Below are 15,667 nucleotides of genomic sequence, written 5' to 3'. Positions count from 1 at the left end.
AAATCCCTTACTTTCAAAATAAGACATTGATTTAATTCTTCCTCATATCCCTCTTCCAAAATTATAAAAAAACATGTAAAAGATTTTTTAGTAGTAAGGTAAAGACCGTAGAGGCGTTACCTCAAATGAAATCTCATTAAAGAAAAGAAGAAAATTTATGCAATTGCGTAATATCGCCATCATTGCCCACGTTGATCATGGCAAAACAACACTCGTAGACGAGCTTCTTAAGCAATCAGGGAACTTTCGCGATAACCAGCGTACCAGTGAGCGTATGATGGATTCAAACGACATTGAAAAAGAACGCGGAATTACAATTCTAGCAAAAGTAACGTCCGTTGTTTGGCAAGATACCCGAATTAACATTGTTGATACACCGGGTCACGCCGATTTTGGTGGAGAAGTTGAACGTATTTTGCATATGGTCGATGGAGCAATTGTGCTTGTTGATGCAGCTGAAGGGCCTATGCCGCAAACAAAATTTGTCGTTGGTAAAGCTTTAAAAGTAGGATTACGCCCAATTGTTGCTATCAATAAGATTGACCGAGCTGATGCGCGTGCTGATGAAGTTATCAATGAAGTTTTTGACCTTTTTGCAGCTCTTGATGCAACCGATGAACAGCTTGATTTTCCCATTCTTTATGGATCAGGCCGTAATGGATGGATGGCTGAATCCCCTGAGGGGTCAAAAGATAAAGGACTAAGTCCTCTATTTGATCTTGTAATTCGCCATGTCCCTTCTCCTAGTGTAGCAGAGGGACCATTTCGTATGATTGGAACTATTCTTGAAGCAGATCCATTTTTGGGACGAATTATTACTGGACGTATTCATTCGGGCTCTATAAAATCTAATCAAAGTATCAAAGTTCTTGGACAAGATGGAAAACTTTTAGAAACTGGACGTATTTCAAAAATTTTGGCATTTCGTGGGCTAGAACGGCAACCCATTGAAGAAAGTATTGCTGGTGATATTATAGCGATTGCAGGTCTACAGAAAGGTACTGTTGCTGATACTTTCTGTGATCCTGCTGTCAATGAACCTCTCACCGCTCAACCAATTGACCCTCCCACTGTTACCATGAGTTTTCTTGTCAATGATAGCCCCCTTGCAGGAACTGAAGGCGATAAAGTAACAAGTCGTGTAATTCGTGATCGTTTGGTAAAAGAAGCAGAAGGTAATGTAGCCCTTAAAATTGAAGAATCAGCCGATAAAGATTCTTTCTACGTTTCAGGACGAGGAGAATTGCAACTTGCAGTTCTCATTGAAAATATGCGCCGTGAAGGATTTGAACTTAGTGTTTCACGTCCACGTGTAGTTATGCAAAAAGATGAAAATGGAACAACTCTTGAACCAATCGAAGAAGTTGTTATAGATGTTGATGAGGAATATTCTGGAACTGTCGTGCAAAAAATGTCTGAACGTAAAGGTGAAATGGTTGAGCTGCGTCCTTCTGGGGGTAATCGTGTCCGCCTTGTCTTTTACGCACCAACGCGAGGTCTTATTGGCTACCAATCAGAGCTTTTGACGGATACACGTGGCACAGCAATTATGAATCGTCTCTTCCACGCCTATGAACCTTATAAAGGAGATATTAGTGGACGTGTGAATGGTGTTATGATCTCAAATGATAGCGGTGAGTCTGTCGCTTATGCTCTTTTTAATCTCGAAGACCGTGGACCCATGATCATTGATGCTGGCGTTAAAGTCTATCAAGGTATGATTATTGGTATACATTCACGTGATAATGACTTAGAAGTGAATGTTTTAAAAGGAAAAAAACTAACCAATATGCGTGCTTCTGGAAAAGATGAAGCCGTAAAACTAACCCCTCCACTTAAAATGACATTAGAACGCGCCCTATCGTGGATACAAGATGATGAACTAGTGGAAGTGACTCCTAAAAATATTCGTCTACGCAAACTCTATCTAGACCCCAATGAACGCAAACGTTTTGAAAAAACACGTGTATCAACTTCAAGCTAATTTTGTGGCGCTCTCAATCAAGTGTTTTATTGTATCTAACTTCATCACACTCCAGAAAGGATATTTATATGAATATTAAGGAAATCCCCGTTGGTAAAAATCCACCAGAAGATATCAATGTCATTGTAGAAGTCTCTCTTGGTGGTCAACCAATAAAATATGAAATGGACAAAAAATCGGAAGCGTTGTTTGTTGATCGTTTTCTTCATACATCAATGGTTTATCCTGGAAATTATGGTTTTATTCCACATACTCTTTCAGATGATGGTGATCCCATTGATGTTCTTATCTGTAATATCCGTCCACTTATTCCGGGTTGTGTTATTAACGTTCGCCCTATCGGTGCTCTAATTATGGAAGATGACGGTGGTAAAGACGAAAAAATTATTGCTGTCCCTACTCCAACATTAACAAAACGCTATATTAATATTCATGACTATACAGATCTTCCTGAAATTACACTAAAGCAAATTGAGCATTTCTTCGAACATTACAAAGACCTTGAACTTGGAAAATGGGTCAAAATTGAAGGATGGCGTGATAAAAGTTTTGCACATGAACTAATTATGCAAGCTATTGAGCGCAATAAGGAAATATAATTCTTTCAAAAAATAAAGCCTATTTTAAATGGGCTTTTACTTTGAGGTATGTTCTTCTAAAGATTGCCATATTTGCTTTAGCTCTTCCAAGTATGTTGAAAAGTGAAGCTGTTTGTAGCGAGATGTTGTGCCACTTTTCAGAGAAATACAAGAAGATGGAATTTTCCATTGCTTCGCTAAAAACTTAATGAGGGCTTTATTTGCCTTTCCATCTTCAGGAACAGCACGAAGGCGTACAACCAAATATTGCTTTCCATTATCCCTGCTTTCAACCCCCATAATTCGATCAACAGAAGCTTTGGGAATGAGATATACAAATAAACTCAAACCATTCGTATCAAATTTATGAAACATTTTCATACGTCTCATACGAGATTTCTATAGATACATATTTGCATAAACGCGCCACATAAATGTACGAATAAAATAAATAATGATGAAAACTACAACAGGCGAAATATCAATTGCTCCGAGATTGGGCAAAATCTGCCGGATACGACTAAGAACTGGCTCCGTAAGGTGATAAAGGAAGCTTCTTATTAAAACAACAAAGCGATTGCGCGTATTTATGATATTAAATACATAAAGCCAAGAAAAAATGACACTTGCGATTAAAATATCAACATAAATATCAAAAACGAGATCAATCACTTTAAGCAATATATAAAGCACGCTTTATCCCTCTTTCAATTAAAGAAACAAAAGATCATATAGTCGGAATAAAATAGCCGGACAAAACAGAAGCGACAGCGAATAATCTGAAAACCTAAAAAAACTCTGAATATCCTTTATATAATGATCTTGTCATTTTAACTGTAAATATGCGACAAAAAAGACACTTAAACTAAAAACGGCCTTTAGAGGCCGCCTTTATTGTATTTTCAGATTATTTCTGCAAAGCAGTCAAACGATTAAGGGCACTGCTAAAACCATTCAACTGAACAAATAAATCATTCAAAGGGGGTTCGCCCGGAGCAGCAATCGTCATAGCCAACTTCAAATGTTTTCCAGCACGTAAAGCCGCTACGTGATTTTTGTCAAAAACTATTGGCACAATGCAACCAGCTGGTACACAAGTCCGAATACCGGTTTCAATAACAGCCTTCCCCTCATCAACTTGTAAACGAACAGGTTTAGAGACCAAAATGCCAAAAGGAACCGTTAAATTACCAGATACAACACCATCAGTATTGAGAATAACATTCATAGCCACAACGACACGGCCTTGATCATTCACCTCTTGACGGTGCATAAAACAGACTTTTTTTCCTTCTTGTATACCACAGTTAATAGTCCACAAGCCGTATGTTTCAGTTAAAGAAGAAGCACCATTTGGCAATGTAGCTGCTGCACCTTTTGTTTCAGCAGACTTTGAACTTGAAGCAAATGCTACAGAAGAAATACCCAAGAGAGTAAAAACTATAAGTAAATTAAATAACTTTTTCATCTTATATTCCAGTTTTTTACATAAAAGAAAAACACGTTTATTATCTTTTAGTGACTATACATAATATAAAGCATCTTAATAAAAAAAGAGCTTTCTATAGCTATATAGCTTTTATAATCGTTTAAGGCTACCTCGAAATTCATTGACCACTTTCATATAAACACGCTTTTTGAAAGAAATAACAATTGAAGGAAGGGTTTCCAGATCAACCCATTTCCACTGATCGAATTCCGCCTTATTACCATCTGGCGGGGGATTAATGACGATTTCAGAAAAATCTCCTGTAAACTGAAAAGCAAACCATTTTTGTATTTGTCCACGATATTTATTACTTAATGTACACCCAACAAGTTCTTGTGGAAAATCATAATGGAACCAATTTTGTGATTCTTTAATCAATTTTACAGATCGAATACCCGTTTCTTCATAGAGTTCACGATATGCTGCTTCTAATGGCTCTTCGTTTTCATCGACCCCCCCTTGAGGGAGCTGCCAACGATAAGACATCTCGGTATCAGCATGAGCGCACGTCATTAAACGGTGCCCAACCCAAACTTTACCCTCATGATTAAATACAACAATTCCAACACATTTCCGATAAGGAAGAGTTTTCAAATTAACCACCGCATCCATTCAATTGTCCACCAAAAACATAAGCTGCACACATCCTTTCTCACTTTAAAATATCCTTATTGGGATCTGGTGGAAATGCTGCATGTGCCATCTCACCCCGTAACAGCTTATAAGCCTCATTCAATTGGACATCATCCTTAGGGTCTTGCGGAACAAAAGCAGCCGAGCCAGAACCTTTATTGTTTTCTCGCTTCCCTTTGATATGCCCTTTTAATGCAGATTCACCAACTTTTACATCATAGCCTTTATATTTTTCAGGTAGAGGCTGCTCTACAATAATATCAGGTGTAATCCCAGTTCCTTGAATTGAAGTACCAGACGGCGTGTAATAGAGTGCTGTTGTTAAGCGTAAAGCACCATTTTCACCCAAAGGAATGATCGTTTGAACAGATCCCTTACCAAAAGATTGCGTACCTAAAATTGTAGCACGACGATGATCTTGTAATGCACCTGCAACAATTTCAGAAGCACTTGCAGAACCACCATTAATGAGTACAATAAGCGGCTTTTCATTAATGATATCCCCTGGCTTGGCATCAAATCTTGTCACATCACTTTTTTTACGTCCGCGGGTCGATACAATCTCACCTTTATTGAGAAAGGCACTCGAAACACTAACCGCTTGGTCTAAAAGACCACCAGGATTAAGTCGCAAATCAAGAACATACCCCTTCAACTTATCTTGAGGAATTTGAGACTGAATATCTTTAATTGCAGCCTGAAGATTACCAAAAGTCTGCTCAGAAAACTGAATGAGTCTTAAATACCCAATATCACCCTCAACGCGATATTTCACAGCCTTCACTTTGATGATATCACGAACAACCTTAATTTCGAGCGGTTTATCAACACCAGAACGAATAATTGTCAATACAATTGGTGTTCCAGGAGCACCTCGCATCTTATTAACAGCTTCATTCAATGTTTGACCATTCGTCTGTATACCATCAATTTTTGAAATAAGATCCCCTGCTAAAATACCTGCCTTTGAAGCAGGTGTATCATCCATTGGAGAAACAACTTTAATCAAATTTTTCTCCATAGTCACTTCAATACCAAGCCCTCCGAATTCTCCTTTTGTGGAGTCCCGCATTTCCTTGGCTTCTTGCGCATTCATATAAGATGAGTGAGGATCAAGCGATGTGAGCATCCCATTGATAGCATTTTCAATAAGCTTTTTATCATCTGGAACCGTCACGTATTGCGTACGCACTCGTTCAAAGATATCGCCAAATATGGCCAGCTCTTTATACGTATCACCTTCATTATTGGCAGCCACGGACTGCACCATAATCATTGAACTGGCGCCGAGCAATACCCCAGCGACTAAAAGAATAATTTTACGAATCATTTTGGTTCCTTCTTATTTTTCAGTCTGCCACCAAGGAGTTGGATTTACAGGCTTCCCCTGCTTTCTAAACTCAATGTAAAGCATTGGAGTCGTTTTGCCTATATCCAATGCAATACTGTTCGCAATAAATTGTATCCCCATCGTTCCAAGAGGTTCACCTGCAAGAACAAACTGTCCCTGAGTGACGTTGATTCTCGACATCCCGATAAGAACGATATGATAACCATTTCCAACATTAAGAATGATTAACTGTCCATAAGAACGAAATGGTCCAGCAAAAGCAACAAGAGCATCAGCAGGTGATATAACAACAGCCGCTGCTTCTGTTTCAATCATTTCACCAAAGCGTGTAATTTGCGAACTATTATTCATGTGTTGAATTCTTTTTCCCGAAACAGGAACAAGTAAAGAACCTTTTCGGCTTTCAAAATTGGCTTGCTCTAACAATTGTAAATTTTTCTGTACCTGTACTGAAACATCAGAACTAAGTTTTGATTGACGATCAAGCTCTAAAATCAATTCCTCCAAAGACTGAGCTTTTTTAACGAGAACAATGTTTTTTTGTTGCTGCTCTGTAAGTTCTTCTTCTGATTTTTTTTGTAATTTGGCTTTTTCATCTAATAAAAGCTCTAAACGCTTTTGCTGCTCTGCTTGATTTTGCATTTTAGCCTTTAGTGCAGTATATTCCGTAGCAATTGAATGGCGCAAATGCGTCAATTCCTTGAGGATTTTTGTTAAAACCTGTGTTTTTTCTTGCATTTGAGATACAGCAGCCCCTAATAAAACAGAACTACGAACAGAAGCTAACACGTCCTCAGTCCGCACCATAAGAGCAGGAGGAGGGTTCAACCCCATACGTTCTAAGAGTGCAAGAACTTCTGCAAATTCAGCGCGATGTCTTTTTAAACTTTGATAAACTTGTGCCTGTTTCCTTATCATTTTTTTAAGCTTTTGCTCCCTTTCAGCAATATCATTTGCTGCTGCACGTTCTGCTTTAGCAGCTTTTATGAGTGCTTCACTTAAAGCACGTTGATCTTTTTTTAAACGCTCAACTTGACGTGTAAGAGAAGCAACACGCTCACGTGAGAGCGAAATATTTTGGCGAATTTCTGCCAACGCTTTACGTGCTGCTTCTACACTGCTTACTGTATCTTCAGCATGCAATACAGAAAAGCAAAAAAATATACTCAAGAACAGCACCACAAATGTAACGCATTCCTCATATAAACATTGTCTTTTTTTATGAAGAAGCTTCTTCATTTGCCTAACCATTAAGCATCATCACATAAATTAGTGATGTTTTAAATGATGCCCGCTAAAACAATATTAATAAATACACAAATAAGTGCTAAAAATTGCACAAAAATGTTAAAAACGATGATACGGGTGATTGTTCGCAATTGTTACAACACGATAAAGCTGTTCTGTAAGAAGTATGCGCGCAATTTGATGCGGCCATGTCATAAAACCAAAAGACAAAAGAAAATCAGCACGATTTCTTATCTGTTCATTATGCCCATCAGGTCCTCCCAAAGCAATTATAAGATCACGAATACCTTCGTCACGATAAAACCTCAATTTTTTAGCAAAAGCAGATGATGAAATCGACTCTCCGCGCTCATCCAACACAATTAATCGACACTTTTCAGGCAAAAACTCGATAAGCTTTCTTCCCTCTTCTTCCATGCGCTGACATGCTGTTTGTGCACGGCTTTCTGATATTTCCTGTAGTTTTTTAAAATGAAATCCTACAGCTCCAGAACTTTTAGAAAAACGATCCAAATAATGATCAACCAATTTGTACTCTGCTCCTTTCTTCATGCGACCAACAGCAAAAATAGAAATTTGCATGCTAATGATCTCCCAAAAGAACCGATTCTATATTTTTTAACTCTGGTAAAAGCCACATTTTTTCTAAATTGTAAAAAAGACGAATTTCCGGACGAAAAAGATGAACAATAATATCACCTGTATCAATCAATACCCAATCACCTCCCGTTAGCCCTTCTACACTTGCAAAACCGTACCCATTTTCTTTCCAAGCGCATAACAAATGGTCAGCAACAGCAGATACATGACGTTGTGAATGTGCTGAAGCTATGACCATGTAATCAGCTAAGAACGATCTGTCATGAATATCAATGGAGATGATGTCTTCTGCCTTTGTATCCTCTAAACTTTTGAGAATAATTTTAAGAGCATCAGCGACAGAAAAGATTTTTTTGTCTGCCGAAGATGTCATACTGTAAGAGTGTTTTTGTGAAATGTTTTCCAGACCAATATCCTTTCTTATCATTTGGAACATAGAAAAAGAGAATCTCCTCCTAAAAAGGAGCAGAATCTTATAAAGTGTTCAAGAAAAATCATTCTCCTTTAAACGAAGACTCGTTGAAGACTGAAAAGATAAAGGTCCATGTAAATAAGTCCAAGCTGGTGGTTTCATAAAAGGTAACCGTATACTTTCTCTCTCGTCTAAACGAAAAGAACGGTAAACATGAGCCATAGGTGAAGTGAGTGCTGACATATGCACAAAAGGACGATCAATAATCGCAATAGGAAGCATAGATACAACATCATGCCATCGACACCAGCGATGAATCGATGCAAAACTATCCGCACCCATAACCCACACAAAACGCACCCCTCGGCAACGCGCAAGAATATGAGAAACTGTATCTACTGATGCTTTACTCCCTATAGCCTGCTCAAAACCTGTTACGCGAATCTTCGGATGATCAATGAGTTCAACACTTAGTCGCATTCTCTCTTCTAAAGATGGTAAGCCTGTACAATCTTTTAAGGGATTTCTCGGTGTTACCATCCACCATAATTGGTCAAGACATAAACGCCGAATTGCAATTTCTGCCACAAGAAGATGCCCCGCATGCGGTGGATTAAAAGACCCACCAAAAAGACCCACAACATTGGATCTTTCAACATGTGGCATGCGATCTTTCCAAGGAAAAATTTGATTTTTCAATACCTAACCTGTCCGCTTCCTTTAACATGATACTGAAATGATGTCAACTGTTCAACACCTATGGGACCACGCGCATGCATTTTTCCTGTTGCGATACCAATTTCCGCCCCAAAACCAAACTCACCTCCATCAGCAAATTGTGTAGATGCGTTATGAAGCAAAATGGCCGAATCTAAACGATTAAAAAAGTCCTTTACCACCCTCATATCCTCAGCAATAATTGATTCCGTATGTCCCGATGAATAACGCTGAATGTGCGCAATAGCTCCCTCAATACCTTCTACTGTTTTAACAGAAAGAATTGCATCAAGATATTCGTATGACCAATCCTCTTCGGAGGCTAATTTGGCATCTGGCATAAGAAAAACAATATCCTCTGTTGCACGAATTTCACATCCCTTCTCCTGTAAAGCAGTCAGAACAGGAAGAAACTTTCTTAATGCGTGGCGGTCAATGAGAACTGTCTCAACAGCACCACATATACCTGTCCGCCGCAACTTTGCATTTAAAACAATGTTACGAGCCATATCTAAATCTGCCGACTGATCAATATAAATATGACAGAGCCCCTCTAAATGCGCAAAAGTCGGAACACGTGCATCGGACTGAACGCGTGCAACAAGGCTTTTCCCACCACGGGGGATAATAACATCAATCATACCGTCCAGTCCCTTGAGCATTTCTCCAACAGCACCACGATCTGTCGTCTCAACCATTTGAATGGCATCTTTAGGGAAACCAGCTTCCTCCAATCCTCTTACTAATGCCGAATGAAGTGCATGGGAAGAATGAAAACTATCTGAACCACCACGTAAAATTGCAGCATTTCCTGCTTTCAAACATAAAACGCTTGCATCAATTGTAACATTTGGCCGACTCTCATAAATAATGCCAATCACACCAAGAGGTGTACGGACACGACTAATATGGAGCCCATTTGGACGCATCCATTCACTCATAACTTGTCCAACAGGATCAGGTAAATAAGCAATTTGGCGAACACTGTCTATGATTGCACGCAAACGCAACTCATCTAACTTGAGCCTATCAACCATTGATGCCTTCAAATTATTCCGAGCAGCATTCGTTAAATCTTGACGATTAGCCCGTAAAATTTCAGCTGACTGAACCTCTAGATTTAAAGCTATCATTTCTAATGCTCTGTTCTTTTGTTCAGAAGACATAACCGCCAATGTAGTGGCAGCATGGCGTGCTTTTTGCCCCATGCTCTTCATTTGTTCTTCTAAAGCCATAGTATTGTCCACTCTACTAAAATAATAAATAAGTAAAAGATAACTTTTTTAAGCAGAATCGGTCAAGCAGCGTAAAACCATATCATTACGATGCACCATAGCAGAGCGCGCCTCATATCCAAGGATAGTTTCAATTTCTTCGCTTTTACACCCCATAATGCGTACAGCTTCATCCTTGCCATAATTCACAAGTCCACGAGCGATTTCAATTCCATTTGCATCAACAATTGCAACCGTATCTCCACGATGAAATCTCCCTTCAACCGCAACAACTCCTGCAGCTAATAATGATTTTCCAGCTTCAAGTGCTTTAACCGCTCCCTGATCAATTGTCAAAATGCCTGACGGATCTAAATGACCAGAAATCCATGCTTTCCAAGCATTAACGGGCTTTTCACTGGCAACAAAAAAACTTCTACGCTCTCCTCTATCAATTGCTGCAAGAGGATTCATACGTTTACCTGAAGTAATAACCATCGCCGTTCCAGCAGAATTTGCTATTTTCCCAGCATCAAGCTTGGTTTTCATTCCTCCACGAGAAAACTCTGAAGCAGCAACATCAGCCATTTTTTCTATATCACTAGTGATTGATGCAATAAAGGGTATAAATTCAGCTGTCGGATCATGACGAGGAGATTTCGTATACAGACCATCAATATCTGATAAAAGTATTAAAAGATCTGAACTCATCATCGTCGCTACACGTGCCGCTAAACGATCATTATCACCATAGCGAATTTCGCTTGTTGCAACAGTATCATTTTCATTGATAACAGGCACCGCTCCAAAACGTAAAAGCACATTAATCGTAGCACGTACATTAAGATAACGTCGTCGCTCTTCTGTATCGAAGAGAGTGAGCAAAATTTGCCCTGTTTTTAATCCATATTGAGCAAGCGCATCTCTATATGTTTTTGCTAATTCAATTTGCCCTAAAGCAGCACATGCTTGACTCTCTTCTAATTTCAAAGCTCTCTTAGGAGACTGCAGCAATGTCCTTCCCAAAGCAATAGCACCTGAAGATACCAATAAAACCTCCACACCTTTTTGGCGCAACTTAGCAACATCACTTATCAAACTTTTAAGCCATTCGGCGCGTAAACCTGTCTGAGGATCAACCAAGAGTGCAGATCCAACTTTAACTACAATACGTTTATAATGTGCAAGCTTTTGCAATCTAACTGTCATCTTAATCAACCTTGATATCGTTGCCTGCATCCTCTTTACGTGCCATTTCAATAATATGTGCCCCAGCACGTAGCACATTTTCTAAACCTTCACGACTGACCGCAGAAAACATCATTACAGATTTATCCGTTACTCTTTGCAAAAGTTCTTGTTTAGCTTTACGCTCTTCAATAGTAAGAGTATCTATCTGACTCAAAGCTACAATTTCAGTTTTATCACTCAAATTGTTTCCGTATGCTTCCAATTCATTACGCACAACTTGGTATGCTTTTGCCACATTTTCTTCTCGAGCAGAGATCAAATGAAACAAAACACGACAACGTTCTACATGCCCTAAAAAACGGTCCCCAATCCCCACACCTTCATGTGCTCCTTCAATTAAACCAGGAATATCAGCTAAAACAAATTCACGGGCATCAATGCGTGCAACACCAAGATAAGGATGAAGAGTAGTAAAAGGATAATCTGCAACTTTTGGTTTTGCAGCCGTTACTGACGCTAAAAAAGTTGACTTTCCAGCATTTGGCAAACCAATAAGCCCCGCATCAGCAATTAACTTCAAACGAAGCCACAATGTTCGCTCTTCTCCAGCTAAACCCGGATTTGCACGGCGAGGTGCCCGATTCGTAGACGTTGTAAAATGAAGATTTCCAAAACCGCCATTTCCTCCTTTTGCAAGACGATAACGCTGTCCAACCTTCGTTAAATCACAGATTAACGTCGCATTATCTTCTTCAAAAATTTGCGTCCCAACCGGTACTTTAAGGATGACATCATCACCCTTTTCACCCGTCATATTACGCCCCTTACCATGCCCCCCTGTTTTTGCTCTAAAATGCTGCTGATAGCGATAATCGATCAGCGTATTGAGTCCATCAATAACAAGCGCCCAAACATCACCACCACGCCCCCCATTTCCCCCATCAGGGCCTCCAAATTCAACGAATTTTTCACGACGAAATGATACTGCCCCTGCACCTCCATTACCAGAACGAATATAAACTTTAGCTTGATCAAGAAATTTCATTAAAAACGCTCACTGAGGAATCAATCCTTACCTCTACAGGCAATGCAATAATTTTACCAGTTTTTCATTATTTACAAAAGAAAAACTACAAATAATATCACTGACAACTGTTTGAGAATATCCTTACATTTAAATATGTCAGTAAGCTTAAGCCTTCGGACAAAAGAAACTATCGTTATCCTTTTGTTTTTCCCTTAAATTCCAGTGCCAAAAGATACAGCTCTACTGATTCTGCTCGACTTGAGGGAGGTTTAACGTGATAAACTGTTTTGAAATTCTGTTTCAATGTCGTGAGCAGGGTGTTTTCTGTCCCACCTTGAAAAGCTTTTGCTAAAAAATGCCCTCTAGGTTTGAGGACTGAAAGAGCAAAATCAGCAGCAACTTCACATAAATGAACCGTCCTTAAATGATCTGTCCGGCGATGTCCTGTTGTTGGGGCTGCCATATCAGACAGGACTACATCCGGCTTCACCCCTAAAGCATCAATTAATTTCTGTGGCGCATCTGCATGCAAAAAATCTATTTCCAGCGTCACAATCCCAGGCAACGGATCAACAGGCAAATAATCAATGCCAACCACGCTAGGCTTTTCATTACTTGATCCTACTAGACGCCCAGCCACCTGACACCATCCCCCAGGTGCCGCTCCCAAATCAATAACCTTTTGACCTTTTTTGAGAAATTTATAGCGCTCATTAATTTCGATCAGTTTATAGGCAGCACGCGAACGATAACCATCTATTTTCGACTGATGGACATATGGATCATTCAAATGCCTCTCTAACCATCGCCGTGATGATGCCTTAATAGTTCCTGCCTTTTTCTTCACGCGTTGATATAATTCATGCGATCCTGAACCACCATATCCACCCGTCGATGTTTTTGTCGTTTTTTTCATAGTTGTTCATTATCTCCATATTCCGATAGCTGCTAACGCTTGATACCTCTTTCTTTCCTATGACGATACCATACACCATCGCGCAACATCAGCTCTATCAAAATTTCTTCTCTCAATCCACGATCAGCAACTTTTAATCGTTTACTTGGCCAAACTTCTCGAATAACATCTAGAATTACACATCCTGCTAACACTAAATCTGCTCTCCATCGCCCAATACAAGGATTGCTTACTCGTTTTTTTATGTCCCATGACAATAAACGTTTCATCATAAGAGTAATATCTGCATCATTCATCCAAATGCCATCAACGCCTCTTCGATCATAACGCTCTAAATTAAGGTACATTCCTGCTAAAGTCGTAATCGTGCCAGAGGTTCCCAAAAGATGGAATTTTGAACTTTACACTAAAGCTCCTAATTTATGTCGGTCTGAAAAGTTATTTAAAAAACCTCGCACGTAATTTTTCATTTTTTCAAAATCGTCTAAACTGACATTATTTCTTCCAAAACGTTCAGCAAGCGTAACAACACCAATAGTGAAGAGAAGTCTAAGCCATAATCTGTTCAGTTAAACGAAAAGAACGCTTTTGTGAAACATCAAGAAGAATAACTTCCGATGCCCCTCCTCCAATATCAAAAAGCACAATTGCATCAGTATACGGCTCAACAAGCGTGCAATGGATTGATTTATAATGATAATTCACTATTTTGTATGTTGAATGAGAGTCTCGAATATCGTAAGATTCTCTCATTTCAAACCTGTTTATGATGAATCAATCAAAATCATTCGCTTGCACATAACAAGCGGGATGAATGTGTGGATAAAATTTGTACAAGAAAGGAGTAAAAATGGTTCTTATGAACCGTCTTAATACAAGATCTGTCACAACATTAGGAGCTGGCAAATATAATGATGGTGCCGGCTTGCTTCTTCACAAGCGTAAAGATGGAGGTGCTCAATGGATTTTACGGTATACCATTCATGGTCGGCGCCGTGAAATGGGCTTGGGTGCGTTGCGAGATGTTTCTTTAAAACAAGCCCGTGAATGTGCAATGCAATGGCGTGCTGTTTTACGTGAGGGGCGTGACCCCATTAAAGAACGCAATGAACAAAAGCGTGAGGCAATAAGCAATCTCCATTACTTAAAAGATATTGCACTAGATGCTTTTGAAAGTCGTAAAGCTGAACTAAAAGGTGACGGTAAAGCTGGGGATTGGTTTTTACCATTACGCCTTCATATTCTTCCCAAATTAGGCTGTTTGCCCGTTTCAGAGATTACTCAAACAGAGATACGCAATGTGCTTGCCCCTATTTGGCATACAAAAGCTAAAACTGCTCGAACAGCATTGATGCGTCTTAATCTTTGTCTTAAACATGCGGCTGCCTTAGGATTGGATGTTGATTTACAGGCAACAGAAAAAGCACAAGCTTTATTAGGCAAACAACGCCATAAGATCACGAATAGACCAGCTATGGATTGGAAAGATGTCCCAGCCTTTTATCAAACGCTTTGTAAAACAACAACCATAACATATCTGGCATTACGTTTGCTTATTTTGACAGGCGTTCGCACATATCCTTTGCGTCATATTCATAAAGATCAAGTTGATGGGGATCTATGGACTATTCCTGCTGAGAATATGAAAGGGAAACGCGATGCTACAACAGAGTTTCGCGTGCCCTTATCAACAGAGGCATTAGAAATCTTAAAACAAGCCCGCTTGCTCTCTCGCAATGATTTCTTTTTTTCTGCAACCGGTCGCGGTCCTCTTGGTGAGAATTGCATGTCACACTATATGCAACAGATTGGACTTGAAGCACGTCCGCATGGATTTCGCTCTAGTTTACGCGATTGGCTTGCTGAAACAACCGATGCCCCCTATGAGGTCGCTGAAACCATTTTAAGTCATACAGTAGGAGGACAAGTAGAGCGTGCCTATCGTCGCACTGATTATCTAGAACAGCGCCGTGTCTATATGGATAAATGGGCGGCTTATGTCACTGGTCAATCTTAAGATATGGGGTGCATAACCCCATGATCTGTGGATAACTTTCTCTCTCTCTCTTCTCTCATATCATCTCAATAAGATTCATAAATTATCACATCAGAAAAACTATAATAATATATTGTTTTCTATGATTAAAATACCTTCAAAAATGAACCAAAATGTGGTTAATAAATAGTTATGATTTGTTTCTATTTTTTGAGACTGAAAGGATTTTAGTATGGCAGAAAATGATGTTCTTTTGACAGACCGTGAAAGTGCAAAATTGCTTCATATGAGTGTTTCGACATTCCGCCGTC

General features: G+C 39.3%; 15 protein-coding genes and 3 pseudogenes. 4 read left to right on the top strand and 14 right to left on the bottom strand.

Features of this window, described 5'->3' with window-relative positions; genetic code table 11:
- Nucleotides 1-157: 157 nt before the first annotated feature.
- Nucleotides 158-1,984: a translational GTPase TypA gene (gene typA, locus GQO39_RS07365; RefSeq protein ID WP_156851611.1), complete on the top strand. Its 1,827-nt coding sequence runs from the start codon at nt 158-160 to the stop codon at nt 1,982-1,984.
- 68 nt (nt 1,985-2,052) lie between these two features.
- Nucleotides 2,053-2,583: an inorganic diphosphatase gene (gene ppa / locus GQO39_RS07360; RefSeq protein WP_156851610.1), complete on the top strand. Its 531-nt coding sequence runs from the start codon at nt 2,053-2,055 to the stop codon at nt 2,581-2,583.
- A 36-nt stretch (nt 2,584-2,619) separates the two neighbouring features.
- Here ppa and GQO39_RS07355 read toward each other — a convergent pair whose 3' ends face one another.
- From GQO39_RS07355 to GQO39_RS07290, 14 genes and pseudogenes are all read right to left on the bottom strand, one after another.
- Nucleotides 2,620-2,937: a DUF167 domain-containing protein gene (locus tag GQO39_RS07355; RefSeq protein ID WP_156851613.1), complete on the bottom strand. Its 318-nt coding sequence runs from the start codon at nt 2,935-2,937 to the stop codon at nt 2,620-2,622.
- A gap of 24 nt (nt 2,938-2,961) precedes the next feature.
- Nucleotides 2,962-3,255, bottom strand: coding sequence for a YggT family protein (locus tag GQO39_RS07350; protein ID WP_156851609.1), 294 nt, complete (start codon nt 3,253-3,255; stop codon nt 2,962-2,964).
- A gap of 214 nt (nt 3,256-3,469) precedes the next feature.
- Complete coding sequence (locus tag GQO39_RS07345) at nt 3,470-4,030, bottom strand: invasion associated locus B family protein (RefSeq protein ID WP_156851608.1); 561 nt, start codon at nt 4,028-4,030, stop codon at nt 3,470-3,472.
- A 111-nt stretch (nt 4,031-4,141) separates the two neighbouring features.
- A complete protein-coding gene (locus tag GQO39_RS07340) occupies nt 4,142-4,663 on the bottom strand; it encodes an RNA pyrophosphohydrolase (protein ID WP_156851607.1) in 522 nt (173 codons plus the stop codon).
- Between the two features lie 40 nt (nt 4,664-4,703).
- A complete protein-coding gene (locus tag GQO39_RS07335; protein ID WP_156851606.1) occupies nt 4,704-6,014 on the bottom strand; it encodes a S41 family peptidase in 1,311 nt (436 codons plus the stop codon).
- Nucleotides 6,004-7,286, bottom strand: a pseudogene (locus tag GQO39_RS07330) (murein hydrolase activator EnvC family protein). Before GQO39_RS07330 ends, GQO39_RS07335 begins: the two are co-directional and overlap by 11 nt.
- A 96-nt stretch (nt 7,287-7,382) precedes the next feature.
- Nucleotides 7,383-7,865, bottom strand: a complete 483-nt coding sequence (rlmH, locus tag GQO39_RS07325; protein ID WP_156851604.1) for a 23S rRNA (pseudouridine(1915)-N(3))-methyltransferase RlmH — start codon at nt 7,863-7,865, stop codon at nt 7,383-7,385.
- 1 nt (nt 7,866) lies between these two features.
- Nucleotides 7,867-8,310 (bottom strand): ribosome silencing factor, encoded by a 444-nt coding sequence (gene rsfS, locus GQO39_RS07320; protein WP_156851612.1) that lies wholly within the window; start codon nt 8,308-8,310, stop codon nt 7,867-7,869.
- Between the two features lie 57 nt (nt 8,311-8,367).
- Nucleotides 8,368-8,961 (bottom strand): nicotinate-nucleotide adenylyltransferase, encoded by a 594-nt coding sequence (locus GQO39_RS07315; protein ID WP_156851603.1) that lies wholly within the window; start codon nt 8,959-8,961, stop codon nt 8,368-8,370.
- A gap of 29 nt (nt 8,962-8,990) precedes the next feature.
- Nucleotides 8,991-10,247 (bottom strand): glutamate-5-semialdehyde dehydrogenase, encoded by a 1,257-nt coding sequence (locus GQO39_RS07310; RefSeq protein ID WP_156851602.1) that lies wholly within the window; start codon nt 10,245-10,247, stop codon nt 8,991-8,993.
- Between the two features lie 48 nt (nt 10,248-10,295).
- Nucleotides 10,296-11,435 carry a glutamate 5-kinase gene (proB, locus tag GQO39_RS07305; protein ID WP_156851601.1) on the bottom strand — a complete coding sequence of 380 codons (1,140 nt, stop codon included), beginning with the start codon at nt 11,433-11,435 and terminating at the stop codon, nt 10,296-10,298.
- A gap of 1 nt (nt 11,436) precedes the next feature.
- Nucleotides 11,437-12,462: a GTPase ObgE gene (obgE, locus tag GQO39_RS07300; protein WP_156851600.1), complete on the bottom strand. Its 1,026-nt coding sequence runs from the start codon at nt 12,460-12,462 to the stop codon at nt 11,437-11,439.
- A 175-nt stretch (nt 12,463-12,637) separates the two neighbouring features.
- Entirely contained in the window at nt 12,638-13,360 is a 723-nt protein-coding gene (locus GQO39_RS07295; RefSeq protein WP_156851599.1) for an RlmE family RNA methyltransferase, read from the bottom strand.
- Nucleotides 13,361-13,392: 32 nt separating this feature from the next.
- Nucleotides 13,393-14,035, bottom strand: a pseudogene (locus GQO39_RS07290) (Ppx/GppA phosphatase family protein); the annotation flags it as partial.
- 175 nt (nt 14,036-14,210) lie between these two features.
- Here GQO39_RS07290 and GQO39_RS07285 point away from each other — a divergent pair.
- Nucleotides 14,211-15,377, top strand: a complete 1,167-nt coding sequence (locus GQO39_RS07285) for a tyrosine-type recombinase/integrase (RefSeq protein WP_156851598.1) — start codon at nt 14,211-14,213, stop codon at nt 15,375-15,377.
- A gap of 211 nt (nt 15,378-15,588) precedes the next feature.
- Nucleotides 15,589-15,667: pseudogene (locus GQO39_RS07280) on the top strand (helix-turn-helix transcriptional regulator); the annotation flags it as partial.

This window comes from Bartonella refiksaydamii, from assembly GCF_902652675.1.
GTDB lineage: Bacteria > Pseudomonadota > Alphaproteobacteria > Rhizobiales > Rhizobiaceae > Bartonella > Bartonella refiksaydamii.
Note: the sequence above shows the minus strand (reverse complement) of the source record. Positions and strands in the feature narration are given on the sequence as shown.

Excerpts from the sequence above, each read along its gene's own strand:
- typA (WP_156851611.1), top strand. The coding sequence starts at position 158 with ATGCAATTGCGTAATATCGCCATCATTGCCCACGTTGATCATGGCAAA.
- ppa (WP_156851610.1), top strand. The coding sequence starts at position 2,053 with ATGAATATTAAGGAAATCCCCGTTGGTAAAAATCCACCAGAAGATATC.
- GQO39_RS07355 (WP_156851613.1), bottom strand. The coding sequence starts at position 2,937 with ATGTTTCATAAATTTGATACGAATGGTTTGAGTTTATTTGTATATCTC.
- GQO39_RS07345 (WP_156851608.1), bottom strand. The coding sequence starts at position 4,030 with ATGAAAAAGTTATTTAATTTACTTATAGTTTTTACTCTCTTGGGTATT.
- GQO39_RS07340 (WP_156851607.1), bottom strand. The coding sequence starts at position 4,663 with ATGGATGCGGTGGTTAATTTGAAAACTCTTCCTTATCGGAAATGTGTT.
- GQO39_RS07335 (WP_156851606.1), bottom strand. The coding sequence starts at position 6,014 with ATGATTCGTAAAATTATTCTTTTAGTCGCTGGGGTATTGCTCGGCGCC.
- rlmH (WP_156851604.1), bottom strand. The coding sequence starts at position 7,865 with ATGCAAATTTCTATTTTTGCTGTTGGTCGCATGAAGAAAGGAGCAGAG.
- rsfS (WP_156851612.1), bottom strand. The coding sequence starts at position 8,310 with ATGATAAGAAAGGATATTGGTCTGGAAAACATTTCACAAAAACACTCT.
- GQO39_RS07315 (WP_156851603.1), bottom strand. The coding sequence starts at position 8,961 with ATGCCACATGTTGAAAGATCCAATGTTGTGGGTCTTTTTGGTGGGTCT.
- GQO39_RS07310 (WP_156851602.1), bottom strand. The coding sequence starts at position 10,247 with ATGGCTTTAGAAGAACAAATGAAGAGCATGGGGCAAAAAGCACGCCAT.
- proB (WP_156851601.1), bottom strand. The coding sequence starts at position 11,435 with ATGACAGTTAGATTGCAAAAGCTTGCACATTATAAACGTATTGTAGTT.
- obgE (WP_156851600.1), bottom strand. The coding sequence starts at position 12,462 with ATGAAATTTCTTGATCAAGCTAAAGTTTATATTCGTTCTGGTAATGGA.
- GQO39_RS07295 (WP_156851599.1), bottom strand. The coding sequence starts at position 13,360 with ATGAAAAAAACGACAAAAACATCGACGGGTGGATATGGTGGTTCAGGA.
- GQO39_RS07285 (WP_156851598.1), top strand. The coding sequence starts at position 14,211 with ATGGTTCTTATGAACCGTCTTAATACAAGATCTGTCACAACATTAGGA.